At 38.9% G+C, this 17571-nt stretch carries 10 protein-coding genes; all 10 read right to left on the reverse strand.

What is annotated here, in order from left to right; all coding sequences use genetic code 11:
- Positions 1 to 22: 22 nt before the first annotated feature.
- The 10 genes from ACQ334_RS15500 to ACQ334_RS15545 all read right to left on the reverse strand — a co-directional run bounded on the left by ACQ334_RS15500 (position 23) and on the right by ACQ334_RS15545 (position 17571).
- On the reverse strand, positions 23 to 1234 hold the full coding sequence (locus tag ACQ334_RS15500) for a glycoside hydrolase family 88 protein (protein ID WP_430989152.1): 1212 nt from the start codon (positions 1232 to 1234) through the stop codon (positions 23 to 25).
- A gap of 224 nt (positions 1235 to 1458) precedes the next feature.
- Complete coding sequence (locus tag ACQ334_RS15505; protein ID WP_430989153.1) at positions 1459 to 2769, reverse strand: BNR repeat-containing protein; 1311 nt, start codon at positions 2767 to 2769, stop codon at positions 1459 to 1461.
- Between the two features lie 108 nt (positions 2770 to 2877).
- A complete protein-coding gene (locus tag ACQ334_RS15510; protein ID WP_430989154.1) occupies positions 2878 to 4497 on the reverse strand; it encodes a RagB/SusD family nutrient uptake outer membrane protein in 1620 nt (539 codons plus the stop codon).
- Positions 4498 to 4520: 23 nt separating this feature from the next.
- The gene (locus ACQ334_RS15515) at positions 4521 to 7841 is read right to left on the reverse strand and encodes a TonB-dependent receptor (protein ID WP_430989155.1); all 3321 of its coding nucleotides are present in this window, start codon (positions 7839 to 7841) and stop codon (positions 4521 to 4523) included.
- 172 nt (positions 7842 to 8013) lie between these two features.
- Positions 8014 to 9126: a FecR family protein gene (locus ACQ334_RS15520; protein WP_430989156.1), complete on the reverse strand. Its 1113-nt coding sequence runs from the start codon at positions 9124 to 9126 to the stop codon at positions 8014 to 8016.
- A 99-nt stretch (positions 9127 to 9225) separates the two neighbouring features.
- Positions 9226 to 9819 carry an RNA polymerase sigma-70 factor gene (locus ACQ334_RS15525; protein WP_430989157.1) on the reverse strand — a complete coding sequence of 198 codons (594 nt, stop codon included), beginning with the start codon at positions 9817 to 9819 and terminating at the stop codon, positions 9226 to 9228.
- A 49-nt stretch (positions 9820 to 9868) separates the two neighbouring features.
- Positions 9869 to 11113: a glycoside hydrolase family 88/105 protein gene (locus ACQ334_RS15530; protein ID WP_430989158.1), complete on the reverse strand. Its 1245-nt coding sequence runs from the start codon at positions 11111 to 11113 to the stop codon at positions 9869 to 9871.
- A 19-nt stretch (positions 11114 to 11132) separates the two neighbouring features.
- On the reverse strand, positions 11133 to 13988 hold the full coding sequence (locus ACQ334_RS15535; protein WP_430989159.1) for a glycoside hydrolase family 2 protein: 2856 nt from the start codon (positions 13986 to 13988) through the stop codon (positions 11133 to 11135).
- A gap of 3 nt (positions 13989 to 13991) precedes the next feature.
- Positions 13992 to 16466, reverse strand: coding sequence for a glycosyl hydrolase 115 family protein (locus tag ACQ334_RS15540; protein ID WP_430989160.1), 2475 nt, complete (start codon positions 16464 to 16466; stop codon positions 13992 to 13994).
- A 151-nt stretch (positions 16467 to 16617) separates the two neighbouring features.
- Positions 16618 to 17571, reverse strand: coding sequence for a family 43 glycosylhydrolase (locus ACQ334_RS15545; protein ID WP_430989161.1), 954 nt, complete (start codon positions 17569 to 17571; stop codon positions 16618 to 16620).

Consider the following 17571-nt stretch of genomic DNA (forward strand, 5'->3'; position numbering starts at 1 on the left):
GTTACTTTTAATTTTTAGTTTTTTATTTCTTTGTACTATTCTTATAGCGCAGCATTGCTTCTACAAAATAATAATCGCCATAGGTAAGCGGTACATCAATCTCTGTTTTGTTTGGCATATGCCCTACGCCATGTTGTAAAATAAAACCGCCATTAGTTCCTGCAGCAGCTTTATATTTTTCTGCAGAGAGATTCTTTAAGATCATTTCGGCAGTGGCAAAATATTTTTTTGCTGTTTTTTTATTTACATAACCACTCAGCTCAATAAATGCGGATGCCATTATTGCTGCAGCAGATGCATCCCTTAATGCATCAGGAATATCCGGTGCATTAAAATCCCAGTAAGCAATTTTATCAGCAGGAAAATTGGGATGATTTAAAATGAAGCTGGCAATTTTATTGGCCTGGTCAAGATATTTTTTGTCTTTTGTTTCCCTGTAAGTTTCTGTATAGCCGTACAAACCCCAGGCCTGCCCCCTTGCCCAGGCAGACTCATCTGCGAAGCCTTGTGCCGTTTTTTTCTGTTGCACTGCACCTGTAGTGGCATTATAATTCAAAACATGATAAGAACTGTTATCGGCACGAAAATGATTTTTCATTGTTGTGTTGGCATGTGATACTGCAATTTTATAAAAAGAGGAATCGCCACTTGCCTGTGTTGCCCAAAATAATAATTTTAAATTCATCATATTATCGATGATCACTAAATATTCATTCGGTTTCCCGTCCCATGATTTGATGCAACCTACTGCCGGATTAAAACGTGTGGCCAGCGACTTTGCACTATTCAATAAGATCTCTTTGTATGCAGGTGATGGAGCAATCTGATTAGCATTACCAAAACTGCAATACATCATAAAGCCAAGGTCGTGGGTAGAAGTATTGAACTGCTCTTTTTTAAGTACTGCCAATATCCGCATGGCTTCATTATACAAGGCTGTATCCTTTGTTTCCTGGTACAGGTATAGCAATGTGCCGGGATAAAAACCACTGCACCACCAACCGGAATTACTGAATTCATATTTACCCGTGGCAGGAAAATATGTTTTAGGGAATTTATCTGCAGGCAGATTTTTTTCCAACACTTTGTATTGTGCAGCCGCATCGGTAAAGTTTTGCTCAATGGTTTTTAGCAATTTCTTATCGGCTTTGGGATGGTAATTATTTTGTGCAGTAGCGTTTATAAAAAACAAACCCAACACTACCATTGCTCCCAATATTTTTTTTACTTGCATATTTTTTTTATTCTGATACTCTTTATATTAATTGATACCAATCTTCCATAATTTTTTAGCTCTCTGCAAAAGCACCTGGCGTTCCTACGGAACGGTGTTTTCTGAATTATTTTTTTTACCCACCTGGCTTCCCATACGGGACGAAAGAATTACAGCCTGATTATTATTAAGACAATTTCACACATCATAATCATTGTCAGCACAGCAGGAGTAAACTTTAATCACTATTTAATTTTAATCTCCAATACCTGCACCGGCTGCGGTAAAATATCCGCTTTGCCTTCGCCATCTTTCTGATCGGTATATTGTACAAATAAATTCAAGTGTTTTTTATGCTTCCATAATTCGGTATCATAAGTGGGTTCCCAGGATCCAACTGTAGCAGCTGTTACATCTTTCAGTTGCCATTTATTTACATTGATATCAGTATTAATAGCTACAGAAACTTTACTACCCCTTTCTTCATCCCTGAAAAGTAAAATTACTGCATTGGTATTGCCTTTTTTAAAACTTAAAATTTGCGGACGACTGACAGGGATACGTTTAGTACCTGCTCCGCTTAAACTAAATGCTGTTTTTCTAAAACCTGTATTTTGAATAGTCCACTCTGCACCGGTTTTATAAATAACATGATATTGCGGTATACTATCTCCCTGGTCTTTCCAGTAAGAAGCAATAAACGGATGGCCATCTTCATCTGCATACATACTGGTTTGATTGATGAGTTCACTTTTTTGCGGAATGCGGCAAACATATTCTGCTGTAGTGGCATTAATGGGTAAAGTGTATTTTTCATTTTTTGAATTACTCCATGTGATGCCACCATCTGTTGATTGTGCATAACACATATCATGATTACTGGCTACATCAGGGCTTTCCCGCCATACCCATGAAAGATGTATCGTTCCTTTTGTATCTACACAAGCCTGCCAGTAGGCGTTGCGTTGTTTCTCCCCATCAATAAGATTACTTTGTAATTGCTCCCATTTTTTTTGGGGCGTATTGTAACGATCTACTACGAGGTTGCCCTGGCCCGATCGTCCGTCTCTGTAAAGAAATAATATATTGCCATCGGGCAAACAGTGAAATTCGGGATAGGTAACATTGGTTTCTGCAATACCTGTCATAGGCAATTCTTCCGTCAATTGCAAAGAACCTGCTGCGATACTTTTACTATAGTGCAATTTATTACCATGATGATTCCATGACATATGCAAATAACCATCGCCATCTGTAATAATACTTATGGAACGATGAGCATCAGTAACATCTCCTTTAAAATTGGTAGTTTGTAAAAGCCATTGGGTTGTACCGATTGTTCGCTTACCCAACACAATTACGCCATCTTTATTATAATAAGAAATGTACTGGGTGTTTTTAAAAGTGCACAAAGAATTTTTGCGAAAAATCACCGTGTTAACGGAATTATTGGCCCAGCCGCTATCAACAAAAACGGTATGAACACTTTTAATGGATTGTGCTGACAGCCCCTGAGTAATTACTAAAAGTACAGCTATAGAATAAAATCGAAACATTGCAACAATTTAGTGCAAAAAGATGAAGTGTAAAAAGAAAAGGCCGGTAAGCCTTGCTTATCCGGCCCTCTTTACCAACTGCTATATGAGAATCTTTATTGCTCTGTTTTAATAGCCTGCATTTTGTTCCAATACAGCATCTTTGTTAAGATCAATTTCTGATTTTGGAATAGGTAATAATAAATTTTTAGCAGTAAGTCCTAAAACAGGATTAATAGTTTGCGTATTCAATGCAGTAGTTCTGGCAACCAGTGTACCGGTACGCATTAAAGTCATACGCCTGTTTTCTTCAGCCAGCAATTCTCTTGCTCTTTCATCTAAAATAAAATTCAGCGTAACCTGTGCTGCCGTTATAGCTGTAGCACCGGACCTGGCTCTTAAAATATTTAATGTTGCAGCGGCTTCGGGTAATTTGCCTTGTTTAAATTGTGCTTCTGCCAGCAGTAAATACGTTTCACCTAAGCGCATTAAAATAAAATCTTTGATCATTGCAAAACCAAACACATCATTAGGATCGTATTGATTCCATTTGGTAGTACAAGGTGCAATTTTAAAAATGGTATCAGCACCTACATATGGTACTTGTTGCCCGTAATTTGGAGCACCGGGTGTATTGATATAATATTTTCTGCGCAGGTTATAACTGGAATTACGCATGTCGGCATTTTCATACAAGTCATACACTACCCAATTGGTTAAGCGCATACGCCCGATACCCCTTCCGCCAAGAGAATCGCAAATAGTCATACCACTGATCTGGTAATATGCTGCCCCCCAGTTGCGGCGTTGTTGCGGATTGTTGGTAATACCGCCGGTAATTGTACTTGGATTTTCCTGCTCCATAACCCAGATGGCTTCTTTATTGCCCTGTGATCTTCTCTCATTGCCATACAAAAACATATCAGAAAACGGATCGCCGGGTTGTGATGCCTTTATACCATACCTTGTATTAACCAAACTGAATTTACCACTGTTGATGACAGCATTACACTGTGCTTCAGCCAGGTCAGGTTTGCCTGCCCTGAGATATACTTCGGCCAGTAATTGCATGGCCATATATTTATTGGCCCTGCTGATGGGTTTACCATTAGCATTTAGTTTAGAATTTACAGCACCTATTTCAGTAAGGTTTGCTGCAGCAAAAGTAAGATCCTGTATGATCAGGTTATTCACACTGTCCAGCGATGATCTTACAAAATCTGTTTTGGGAGCTGTAAGTGGCACCGTAATGATAGGTACTCTTCCAAATAAAGTAGCCAGCGTATTGTAAGCATAAGCCCTGAAGAAGAGTGCTTCGGACTTTACACTGTTTTTATTGGCTTGTGACATACCAGAAGACCTGGTATCTATATTACTGATGATCACGTTGGCATTGTTGATCATACGATAGGCCCAGCCCCAGGTATAGGATGCGGCACCATCTGTAGCGATCAACTGCGTGTAGTCGTAATAGGGAATTTCGATACCCTGTTTTTGAGATGGTGGTACAAAGGCTACATCTGTGCCCGCATGCCACACACTTGGCCAGCCCTGCGGATCGGAGTAACTGAAGAAAGTACTCAGGTGATTATGCAATCCCACAATGGAAGCTTCAAGGCCCAATGAATCGGCTAATGTTTCGGGAGCATAAGCAGAATAAACTTTTTCATCCAGGTAAGTTTTTTTACAGGATGAGAATAATTGCAACAACGCAATCATTCCGATACTTATGATGATATTCTTTTTCATTTATAAAGAGTTTAAATGTTCAATTAACGAAGTGTGATGTTTGCACCGAATACTATAGAACGTGTAAGCGGATAGTTATTTGTCCAGTCGCCGGAGCCCCTGAAAGAATAATTATTTTCAGGATCCCATCCTATCCAGTTGGTGAATGTATACAGGTTTCTGCCACTGGCATATAAAGTAAGGCTACCCAGCCTTGCCTTATTGAGTATTTCCTGCGGAAATGTATAACTCAGTGTTACATCTTTTATTCTTGTATAACTATTATCTGATGGATAACCATATCCTTTACTATTAGAATAAGATAAAGAAGGACGGCTGTTGTTTCTATTTTCTGCTGTCCAGTATTTGGTATCTATCGGAATATTCATACGGCCGGCTTCATCGGCATAGGTAAGGGTAACATTATTTTTCAATGCCCCTTGCACGGTTTGAATAAAAATACTCAGGTGAAAATTTTTGTAATGAAAGGTATTGGTAAACCCACCGATCCATTTAGGCGCAGTTTGTCCAAGGATCATCTTATCATCGGCTGTTATTTTTTTATCGCCATTGATATCTGCAAATTTCAGGTCTCCGTCTTTTGCGCTGGCATCTACTTGCGAACGGTCTTCACCAGGCTGCCATACCCCATCTAATTTATAATCGTAGATCACGCCAATAGGCTGCCCGATAAACCAACGGTTACCCAGGTCATCTTTTTTATCGCCATAAAGGTCAACGATCCTGTTTTTATTAGAAGAGAAAGCAATGCCGGTCTGCCATTTAAAATTTCCTACTGTAAGATTGGTAGAATTTAAAGTGATCTCAATACCATTGTTCCTGGTGATACCTAAATTATCAAGTACGTAACTGTAACCTGTAATGATGGGCAGGTTACGTCTTAACAATAGCCCTTCAGTCTGGGTTCTGTAAATATCGATCGATCCGCTGATCCTGTTATTCAGCACACCAAAATCAATTCCTGCATTAAAAGTTTTTGAAGTTTCCCAATGCAGGTTGGCATTACCCAAGTTGCTGGCTAATACACCTATAGTACTGGCCCCTCCAAAAGGAAAACGTACCGAACCATCTGTGGTAATGGTACCATATACACCTATTGCTTCATTACCTGCCTTACCATAAGATGTACGTACTTTCAGGTTATCGATAAACGTTAGGTTGTGCATAAACTCTTCTTTACTTGCATTCCATGCTAAAGCAAAAGAAGGAAATAAACCATATTTATTGGTATTTGCCCCCATTACTGAAGAGCCATCACGCCTTGCCGTTACTGTTAAAAGGTATTTGCTGTTATAAGAATAGTTAATTCTTCCCATTTGCGATACCAGGCTGTATTTATCCCTGTAAGAACCGGTATAAGGAGAGAAAATGGTAGCAGCGCTGAGTGTTGCACCGGCACCAAAATTATTAAAAGACAATTCGTCGTTGATAAAACCGGTGGCATTAAATGCCGTAGCAAAATAATTTCTTTGCTGCGAACTATATAAACCGGTAAAGTCTATATGATGTATACCAATATTTTTTTCGTAGGTCAGGATATTCTCCACCACATAGTTACCGGTTTCTGAATTGGAAACACTGGCACCACCTAATGTGTTATTGGCATTTCTTCCGGTATAACCTCCCTGGCGGGTGGTAACATAAGTATAGCCTGCATTAAAGCGGTATTTCAAACCATTTAATACGCCTTTGAATTTCAGGTCGGCATAGGCATTACCATTAAGGTTACCACTGCGGTCTACCCTGTCGGTATTCAGTCCTAACAATGGGTTAGCATATAACAGTTCAGGATTCATAGGATAAATTTCATATCCACCTGCTGAATTATATTCTGTTCCATAAGGGCTCATAGCTGCTGCCAGGTAAAAATTGGCACGGCCGCCATCATAATTATTATTGGCATAAGATAATGATGTTCCAATAGAAAGATAATCGGTAATGTTGATATCCAGGTTAGAACGTACACTTGCCCTGTGATACTGATAGCCTTTTACCGGGCCTTGTTGTTTTAAATATTCACCGGATAAATAATAACGTACATCTTTTGTACCTCCCGATACATTTACATTATGATCCTGTATAGTTCCTTGTTGTGTGGTCTCTTTGATCCAGTCTACAGTTTTACCGGCATTATAATTGGCAATTTCATAAGCGTTAGGTAAAATATTGGTTTGTGTTTGTGTGGGGTTGGTCTGCTTAAACCAGTCGGCATATTTTTGTACATAATCCTGCGGACTTAATGGTTTTAAAATATGAGCAATATTATCAAAACCGGTATAGGCATTATAGCGAATAATGGGTTTGCCTGTGGTACCTCTTTTTGTTGTAATAAGAATTACACCATTAGCACCATTAACACCATAAATAGCTGTAGCCGATGCATCTTTTAAAATTTCTATTGATGCAATATCATTAGGATTGATATCATTGGTAACACTACCGGTTTTACTGAAAGGCACGCCATCTACCACAATGAATGGGCCTGTACCTGCAGTGATTGAATTTTGTCCCCTTATCAATACCGCAGCAGAACTACCCGGCACAGAAGAAGTTTGTGTAATATTAACGCCGGCAACAGAACCTTCAATAGCATGTAAGATATTGGTTACTGGTAATTGAGATAATCTTTCTTTAGGTACTGAACTTACTGCACCTGTAATATCACTGCGTTTTTTTGCACCATAACCTACTACCACTACTTCATCGATCGCTCTTTTATCTTCTTCTAAAATAACAGAAAAATTATTGCGGCCTTTCAATGCTATTTCCTGTGCTTTGAATCCTACATAACTGATCACCAGCACCGCATCTTTATTGGAAACGTTTAATGAAAAACTACCATCTTCTTTTGTTGTGGTACCGTTGGTGGTTCCTTTTTCCACCACACTTACCCTTACCATGGGTTGATTAGCAGCATTTACAATTTTACCGGTGATGATGATATCTTTCACTTCTTCCGGTACTGATTTTTTTTCTGTTTCGTCTGCAATCACTACAAGGTTATCTCCTACTACTTTATATACCAGCGGAGTTTTAGCCAGTACTTTGGTGATCACATTATCTATTGTTTGATCCTGTACTTTAATACTTACTTTATCGCATGCAGAAAGATCAATATCCTTGTACACAAAACGAAAAGAAGTCTGGCTTTCAATTATCTTAAATACCTTTTTAAGAGAAGCGTTTTCAAGGTTGAGGGAGATCTTTTCCTGTGAGTACAGTTTGCCTGCAAAAGACTGGAATGTAAAGACGCAGGTTAAAACAATAATAAATTTCATAATCAGCAAGGTTTTGGCGATTGGAGAGGTGGCATACCATAGTACGCTACGTCGGTTTTTTTTCATAACTTAGTTTTGAATTTGTTAATGAATAGCGCTCCTGCAAGAGCGTTTGTTCTGGGCAGTTTAGAAACGGGGGATGCTACAACATGCTCCGTTTTCTTTTTATGTTATTGGTATTTACTCATAAGCATCTCAGGTTGGGTTTACAATCGTTAAAAAATAAATATCATATCAATTACCAGATGGTAACATTGGATCCTTTTACCTGGTAATGCAGGTGCGCTGCAAGGCATAAGGCTTCTAACACATCGGTAAGCGGCTTATTCTCAAACACACTGGTAAAACGAAAGCTTTTTACTTTCTCATTCTTCAATTCTATATCCACATTATACCAGCGTTCTGTTTCTGCTAAAATTTTCTCCAGTAATTCATTATCAAAAGCCAGTTTGTTTTTCACCCACATCGTTTCAGTTATGTCATTCTCATTTTTGTCGATGTGTACTTTTTTCATTTTCACCAGTTGCTTATCGGCACTGTCTTGTTGTGCTGCTGCATTGTCGGCAATAGCAGTGATATTGTTATTTAAAACCAGTTTATCATTCGGTTTCAGATAATATTTTTTTTCGGGGTTGTTATGTAAGGATACTTCAACAGCACCTCTCAGCAATGCAGTTTCTGTTGTGGCTTCATCGGGATAAGAGCGTACATTAAATGCGGTGCCCAACACCTTTACATCCATCTGTGTGGTATGAATAACAAAAGGTTTTTCTTTATTTTTCACCACGTCAAAAAATGCTTCTCCCGTTAGTTTTACTTCTCTCAGTTTTACATTAAAATTTTCGTTGTATTCAATCTTGCTATCGGCATTCAGCCATACTTGGGTACCATCCGGTAATTGTATTTTTGATTTGGAACCTGCTTTGGTGCTCACTGTATTTTCTGCAAGTTTTGTGGCCTTATTTATTTTGTTATTGTTTGAAAGTATGCTAAACAAAATGACGACAACTGCCGCAGCGCCTGCTGCCATCCAGTACCATTTGCGATGGGTATTTTTTATGGGTATTACCTTTCCTTCAGCCTGTATTTCTTCTGCCATTGCATTTTCAAATTGCAATGCAGGTGCTGTAAGCTGGTTGCTGAGGCGTTGTAAATGCCTGTCAAATGCAGCCTGTGTAGTATCCGCTGCAACCGTTTCGCTTTTAGATTGCCAGATATTGATGATCCGCTTTGCCTTTACATCCAGCCCGGGATGCTGCTGCAATAGTGCTTCCAGTTCGGTTATTTCTTCGGGAGTAGCTTCATTGGAAAGCTGCAAACTCAGAAGCAACCATATTCTTTCTTCATTCATATATTACGCTAATATTGTTATAGACAAGAGGCGGGAATAGAAAGTACCAAAGGAAAAAAAAATATTTTTTTCTTACCCGGTGAGAGAAGAGAACGAGGGCTACAAATTGGCAGATTTTGTAAAGACCCCGGCATTTGAAAAGATATACCCCGGAATAATTTCAGCAATTTTACGGGTGGCAATAAATACCTGGTTGCGGACGGTTAAGACTGAAATGTTGAGATGTGTGGCCACTTCTTTATAGGTAAACCCATCCTCTTTCACCATTTGAAAAATGAGCCGGCATTGTGGCGGCAGTGAACGAATACATTGACGGATATTATTAAGTATGTCTGAGGAAATGCATAGTTCTTCCGGGTTTCCAAAGCTGATCACCGGTTCAATATCCATATCCTCCAGTCTTGTTACCGGGTTCTTATAATTTTTAGTAATGTAGTTGAGCGAAAAATTTTTGGCAATCGTATACAGGTACAATTTCAGGTTTTCTATTTCCGGCAGGCGGTTCCTGATCTGCCATATCTTAATGAAAACATCTGATACGAGTTCCTCTGCAGCTTCATCAGATTTTACATAAGAAAAACAATAATTTTTCAATTTACCAAAAAGCATTTCATACAAAGCCTGGTACGCTTTCATATCGTCGTACAAAGCAATTTTACTTTGCAGTTCGCTTATTTTTTCCTTTTGCAGCAATTGCTAAACTTGTTTTGGTATAACAATAGTAATATAAAATAATTGATTTTTATTTCTTTTTTATCAACCATTCATATTCTATGCAAGCCTGGATGAATGGCCCGATAGCTTTCAGGTCATCGTCACGTTTAGGTTCTTTTACATAATAATCATAAGTACCATCACGATAAGGAGTGCCGCCCAAACCTGCGCCGGCAACAGCTTTGGTATAATGCACATTACCATCTTTATCTACCACTACAAAGTTTTTAATCACTCCGTTATAGGCTTTTGTAATAGCCGGCACAAAACTTTTACTGATATAATTTTTATTAACCGCTTTTGACAACGCATATACAAACATTGCCGATGAAGACGATTCCAAATAATTCAATTCCTTGTTGGCTTTATCCGTTACCTGCCACCATACTCCTTCTTTTGCATCCTGGAATTTTATTAATGCGGTTGATAAGCGATTGAGTATAGCAATTAACTCTGTCCTGCGTTTATAATTTGCAGGCAACTGATCCAGCACATCCACCAAGGCCATCATGTACCAACCCATGGCCCTGCTCCAGAACTCCGGTGACAAACCGGTTTTGGGGTTTGCCCATTGCTGTAACTTACTTTCATCCCAACCATGATACAATAAACCTGTTTTGCTATCCCTGCTGTATTTTTCCATCCATACAAACTGGTTTACGATATCATCAAACTTTTTAGTATCGTTAAACATTGCAGCATATTCCGCAGCAAATGGTTCTGCCATATACAAGCCATCCAGCCACATTTGTGTGGGGTATTTTAATTTATGCCAGTAGCCGCCAATTTTATTGCGTGGCTGCCAGGCCAATTGTTTATACAAGGAAGCGGCTGCGGTTTTATATTTTTCTTCTTTGGTGGTTTGATAAAGATGTAACAGTTGCCTGCCCGAAGGAATATTATCCAGGTTATATTCTTCCATATCATATGTTCTTATCACACCATCAGCAGTAATAAAATGATCAATTATATTTTTCGTGTAGTCTGCATATTTTTTATCAGATTGCAACACGGCTAATTTTTCAAACCCTGCCAGCACTACTCCCATTTCATAATTCCACACCGCCGGCCTGTTCAGTTGCGCCTGCTCCACTGTTTGCCCAGGTGCAATTTGTTTGTCCTGTTGTAAATGACTGGCATATTTTTTTACCACCATCGAATCTTTATAAGTATTCATAATGGTTTCGGCAAGTTTGATAGCGTAGTTAGTTTGTGCGAAACTGTATTGGCACAAAAAAATAATCAGCGAGGAAATTAAAAACGTTTTTTTCATAAGCAAGTTTTATTTTTAATTAAAACACATTATCAACCGCCGGTCTGCTATATGTTTCTTTACTGTCGCTTGTTTTAGGCATACCAAAATAAAAATACAATGTACGTTTTTTGCTGCCACTTAAATGATTCAATTCGCTTTGCGGACCATACACTTTCGTATTGGTAGTTAATCCCATTGCCAGTTTGGTGCCAATTGGCGGAATAGCGTCTAAAAAAGAAATATTGCCTGTTGGCAATTCAGGGTGAGGTTTTGCCGCATCACTCAATGCATAGAAATCAAACAGGCGCACAAACAAGCCGCTGTCTTTACTCGCAATATATAATTTACCTTGTACTGTACTTAATTCCATCCAGTTTATTTCGCCGTAATAACCTTTAAACTCAGGATACACAATTGGCGCATAACCGGTATGGGTATTGTTGTAAGCATTTTGCCAAACATTAACCGGCGTGCCCTGCATGCGGTTCTTCCATTGCCTTGATGGTCCTTTGCCCAACCAGCGGCTTGATAAAACATAATTCTCAGGATAATTAAAACTAATGCCTGCAAACGGCTGGTCTCCTTCTATGTTATACTCATATTCCAGGGTTACCCATCCGCTGGAGTTGATTTTCCATTTGGTATATTTCATACTGCCGCTATAAGTAAACTCCACCACCTGTTCATTATCTTCTTTATAAGTTTTACTGCTTTCCACCACAGCACTGCCTTTAACTACAACTGGGCCATTGTTAAAAGACAATATATAATCATTACTGGTGTTTTTTGTTGTGACCAGGTTGCCTGATTTTTTATCGACTGTAATACTTACATCACCACCGGTAATGGTATATACCGTATCCGTTTCTTTAACCAAAACAGCATCGCTTTTTGCAGTTACAAAACTGCTGATAATGGATTGGTTGCTTTTTATTTTACCCGTCCACTTGTACAACTCTTTACCATAATTATCTTTTGCCACAATCACCAGTGCATCATAATTTTTATAATCAGCAGGCAGATTAACCTGCAGTATGCCCATTTTTGTTGCGGCAATATCCGGGGCAGTGATCGTTCCTTTTTGTTGTACGATATATCCATCAAACCTGTCGAATGGTTTACTGTAATTCACCAACGCCCAGTAAAATGTACATTGATTGGCATTGAGAAAATGGAAACGGTTATCCAAAGCGATCTGCCCGTTAAAACCTGCAGGTAATTCTACCGGCATATTTAATTTTATGGGAGAAAAAATTTCACGCAGTGCATAATAACTGCCTTCCTTTTCCCTGTGTGGGCCAAGGATACCATCATTGGCATTTAAACCATTCGCATCCAGTATATTGTTGAGATCCGTACGCACAACGGATTCATCCACCATTGCCCAGATGAAACCACCAGCTGATCTTTGCGATTTCCAATGCAGGTTCCAGAAATCATCCATGGCTGCACCACCTCCACCATCATCCTGTGAATGTAAAAATTCGGTAGGCATGTAGATCAATGAATCATTCAGTATTTTTTGTGTGCTGTAATAATCTTCATAGTGATTGCAATCAATGCCATTAAAATCATTACCGGGTTTATGATGCGGATGTATCACCGGACGTTTCTGAAAATCCCATTGTACAAAATCATCATCCAGTTCTTTATTGGTGCCGCCTTCATTACCATTATCCCAGAAAATTATTGAAGGATGGTTCATATCACGCAATACCATTTCTTTTACCAACGGTTCGCCTGCCTTTGTAGAGTAAGCTTTTTGCCAGCCCGCTAATTCATCTAACACATAAATACCAAGGCTGTCACAAACCTTTAAAAAATATTCATCTGGCGGATAGTGAGAACAACGCACTGCATTCATGTTCATTTCTTTTAACAGCAATGCATCATTCAATTGCTGGTCTTCACTTAATGCCCTTGCCGTTTCGGGCCAGAAACAATGGCGGTTGGTGCCTTTGAATTTTACCTGCGTACCATTGATGTATACGCCCATGCCGCGGCGTATTTCTATTGTGCGGAAACCAAATTTTTCATTTAACTCGTATAGTTTTTTTCCAGCTGCATCTTTTAAAACAACATGTGCAGTATAAAGATCGGGTGTTTCTGAGGTCCATGGTTTAATGCCTGTAAACTGATCCGACATAACAAAACTTCCGGAAGTATGTATGGGAAGTGAAAAGGAAGTACCTACAATTTTTTTATTCACATCCATAACAGTTGTCTCAACCCACATGCCCTGTTTGGGATCATTAATATTTACCTGCATTGAAAATTTACCATCCGCTTTAGCATCGATGCCTACGTGATCGATAGATTGTTTTGGAACGGCTTCTAAAAACACGGGGCGAAATATCCCGCCGAATACCCAATAATCAGCCAACCGTTCTGCATTATTTACACTTGCATCTGCACTCATCTTACTAACAGTAACTTCCAGTGTATTCGGCTTGTCAAAAAACAATAAAGAACTGATATCATATTTAAAACGATAGAATGCGCCCTGGTGAATTGATCCTGCACTTTTGCCATTGATCTTTACTTCTGTATCCGTCATGCTGGCATCAAAAACGATATTGATATTTTTTCCTTTCCAGGTTGGAGAAATTTTAAAAGTATATTTATACAAACCCTTCTCATCATAAAAACGAAAATTTTTACCATTGGTTTTATAATCTCTGCCGTAATTATAATTGCCAAAGCCTTGTTGTTCCCAGCAGCTGGGCACTTCAATCTTTTTCCATGCACCACTGTTGCGGCCTGCGGTACACATAAAATCCCATTGCACCGTATGTTTGGTATCTGTACCGGAGAGATATTGAATTTGTTTGGTTTGAGCAAGACTCTCTATTCCGTTTAAAATAACCAGTAAAACAAAAAAGCTTTTTCTCATTTCTTAATTTTTATAAATTTCAACCTGGCTGATCACGAGGTTTTTATTTTTCAATACTATAGAGATAGTACCCGGTGTATCTTTTGCTATTGCATGCACGCTTGAACCCTGCGAATATCCTCTCAGCACATTTTCTTTCCATGCTGCAGATTCAGCTTCTGCATTTACATTTACGGTTTGAGGTGTTTCATTATTTACAGCAATAGTATAGTTCAGTAACCTTTCTTTTTCCATGGCAAAAGTGGGCAGGCATTTTATCACAATGGTGTAACTGCCGGATGTCATAGGCATTTTGTAAGTTATCATTCCGGCATTGCCTGTAAGCGCTGCACCACTGATACCTACACCGGGTAATAATGAGCAGTTCATTGTATTTTTATTATCATACAATTCTTTAGCAGTGAGTATTTTTACACGTTGCGCTTCTTTAATTTGTTTTTTAATCAGTAGCGAATCTGTTTTAATTTTCAAACTGTCAAAAACCAGTGGTGCATTAAATACTTTCTGATCACGAGGGTGAAAACTCATCATGCCATTCCATTTACCTCCGGCAACAAACCTGTTATAACGCTCGGTAGAAGTTTCAATAGACTGATATGCTATAGATGCCGTTTGTAAGTTTGATTTTGCTTCTTCAATCCTGTTTTCATTAAAAGCAATTGCAGCCAGCCTTTCGTAAAGAATTTTATAATTCAGCATCCTTGCAGCTTCAGCAGGATAGGTTACCAGCTCAAATAATGCCGGCTGCAGACCGGTTTTTATATTTGAAACAAAAGTATCAACCATAAAACCGAGATCTTCATATTCTTTTAACCGGTCGTATATTTCTTTTGTTGAAAAACTAAGCATTCCAAGATGCTCCGGCTTTGCAGATGCAGCTAATTGATAATAGCGCTTTTTAATTGCCGCAACCGTAGGGGCATTTTTTTCACCAAATGTTTCTACCGCCCATTTTTTAATGTATGCATCCGGATCTTTTGCATTATAGGTATTGATATCATACCCCATATCCATGGCAAACTGTATTTCCATTTCTGCTGGTTTAATATCACCCACATTAAATACCCATAATTTTTTTGCTCCATAATCGTAAGATTTTTTCATCTCATAACCGATCAATGCAGGCGACATAGAGCTCAACCACAAATAGTCAGCAGGACTTCCCCAATAAGATAAATGATAATACACACCATTGCCACCACTTCTTTTTTGTTCTTCTTCATTGGGCAACTGACGCATGTAGCCATAATTATCATCCGGCCAGATGATAGTAACATCTTCGGGCAATTTCATTCCTCTTCTGTATAAACTCAACACTTCTTTGTAAGGCACAAATATTTGCGGCAATGCATCGGGAGATTTTTTAAAATTGTTTTGTAAGATCTCTCGCTGATCGGCAATTACTTTTTCTAATAGTTTTACTTTTTCATCCGGGTCTTTCGGTCCGGGCATGCTGCCATCATGCACGCCACGCATGCCTACTGTGAAAACAGATTCGTAATTCACGGCCTCTTTAATGCGATCATCCCAGTATTTATATATTTCATCTTTGTTTACATCATAGCGCCATTCACCCGGCTTCTTTTTATATTCTTCCTCGTAGGTTTCTGCCCATTCGCATACATTATTACGCAGCATGGGTTCGCAATGGCTGCCACCCACAACAATGGCATAATCATCGGCCACTTTAGGATTTTGTTTGTAATAATAAAATGCTTTAGTACATGGATGCATTGCCGGCCAGATATAATTAGCTTTTAAACGCAGCAGCAATTCAAAAACACGGGCATAAGTTTTAGGGCCAATGTCTTTAATATCAGTATCCATATTTTTTGCGGCCCAGGGTTGCATACCCCAGTCTTCGTCATTGATAAAAATACCACGGTATTGCACTGATGGTGCCGGCGACATATAATTGCCGGATACAAATAATTGATTTTTTTTCTCAGGCACTACATCTGCCCACCACACAAAAGGTGAAATGCCCATTGTTCTCGACAGATGAAAAATACCGAAGGCGGTGGCTCTTCTGTCGCTACCGGTAATTGCCAGAATTCTTTTAGCATTTTTATAAGGCTGATTGATCACCGTAATAGAAAATTGTTCCCATTTATTTTGTATTGCTGCTACATCAATACGTTTTGTTTTTATCAGATCATCAATTAAAGATGACTGGCCAATGGTGCCGGCAATAATTGCATACTCATCAGTAACTGTATTGCTGCTGTTTAATTTTATTTGTTTGCCGGAAAGCAAACTAATATCATTTGCAAATGCGGTTGCTGCCAGCTGCACCACTTTGGCATCTTTAGCATCATAATAAAAAACCGGTGTTACTGTATTTGTAAAAAGAGGAAACGCAACAGCTGAATTTTGTTCTGAAATAACAACACTATTTTTTGTTTGCGCAGGCAGGCTTTGCACATTAAAAAGCAATAGCAATACAAAACTTATTGAAACAGTGAATCTTTGCAACATACAATCGTTTATAGAGCTTGTAAATTAGACTTGTAAGGTAGTTAATCCATCCTGAAGCATCCTGCGTAAAAAAACTGCTGTTGCCAGTATAAATACCGTCATTCTTAGCATCAGAGCAAATCAGTAAAAAAGATTTTTATTACTGAAAAAATTATTTGTTGTGAATCTTAACAGCCTTAACTTTTTCAAAAACATCAACAGGCAGGATATTACCTTCTTTATCAAACCGCATGGGAGAAATACAGGTTTCCCGGTTATAACCATTACCGCCAGGAATTTTAAACCGGTGGTAGGCAATGTACCATTCATCTTTACCGGGCACTTTTACAACAGAATGATGCCCGGCTCCCTTTACCACTCCTTTACCCTTTAATACCGGGTAACCCTCCGCTTTTACAAAAGGGCCTAAAGGCGAGTCTGCAGTAGCATAAGCAACAGAATACCTCGGGTCCCTGGTATCATACTCCGACCACATAAGGTAATATTTTCCGTTTCTTTTAAAAACAAAGGAACCTTCGTTATACCCTTTGGGTTTGATGGATATAATTTTTGCAGAATCGTAAGAGATCATATCATCGCCCAGTTGTACCATATTACAATTACCCTGTCCAAAATACAGGTACGCTGCACCGTCATCATCTACAAAAACCATCGGGTCAATCATTTGCCCTTTCAGCATCGCTCTTCTTACCAATGGCTTGCCTAAAGCATCTTTAAATGGGCCGGTTGGTTTATCTGCCACTGCCACACCTATATTTACATCAGCAGAGAAGTAGTAATAATATTTTCCATTTTTGTACGCTATAGCCGGGGCCCAGGCACGCTCTTTTGCCCAGCCGATATCTTTGGGCAGATCCAATATCACCTTTTCATATTTCCATTTTACCAGGTTTTTTGAAGACCAGCAGGTAAAGCTGGTACCTTTCCATCCTTCTGTGCCATCGGTAGTAGGATAGATATAAAATTTTTTGCCAAAAACAGCAATATGTGGGTCAGCAAATACTCCCGGCAAAACTGTTGCAGGCGCATGTAATGTATCCGCCTGGCAATATGCATTTGCTGAAAGCAAAAACAAACTAAAAAAAATAATTACTGCATATCTCAT

Origin of the sequence: Ferruginibacter sp. SUN106 (assembly GCF_050611765.1) — a bacterium.
Classification (GTDB): Bacteria; Bacteroidota; Bacteroidia; order Chitinophagales; family Chitinophagaceae; genus Ferruginibacter.